We start from the raw sequence: 529 nt of genomic DNA, 5'->3' as shown, positions 1-529 counted from the left end.
AAGTTGCGCTTTGCCGACCTGGTGGTTATGGCGGGGTGGCTGCACCCGTTCCCTTTCCGAACACGGCCGTGAAACGCCCCTGCGCCCATGGTACTTCGTCTTAAGACGCGGGAGAGTAGGTCGCTGCCAGGTCTGCTAATCGCAACTTCACGCTAAATCGATGAAATCGATTTATGCCTCGCTAAATTGCTCAGCAATTTATGCCGCACAAAATCTTCTCGTCACACTCTGAAATACGGCCAGGCCGTGTTACAATAGGCCGCTAACGCGGCCTTTGTCGCTTCTGATAACGACTTCTTCTTCGAGAACCTGGAATAACAGGCATCTCGAAAGCAGGTGCGCTCCAAAAGGTGCCCACCTAACACACGATAAACCGCTCTGCGGTTTACGTGGATGACGCAAGCCCAAGGCTTGCTACTCGCGACAAATCGCTCCGCGATTTGCGCTGGCGCGGGGTGGAGCAGCCCGGTAGCTCGTCAGGCTCATAACCTGAAGGCCGCAGGTTCAAATCCTGCCCCCGCAACCAATT

Annotated in this window: 1 tRNA gene and 1 rRNA gene; both read left to right on the top strand. The window is 55.2% G+C overall.

The annotated features are described in order from the left end of the window. The first annotated feature begins 17 nt into the window (after positions 1–17). Positions 18–132, top strand: a 5S ribosomal RNA gene (gene rrf / locus PH558_RS34075). Positions 133–449: 317 nt separating this feature from the next. Next, positions 450–526: transfer RNA gene (locus PH558_RS34070), tRNA-Met, on the top strand. The last annotated feature ends 3 nt before the right edge of the window (positions 527–529 follow it).

It is taken from the genome of Rhizobium pantanalense, assembly GCF_030182525.1.
Taxonomy (GTDB): Bacteria; Pseudomonadota; Alphaproteobacteria; order Rhizobiales; family Rhizobiaceae; genus Rhizobium.
This window is presented reverse-complemented; position numbering and strand designations above follow the sequence as displayed.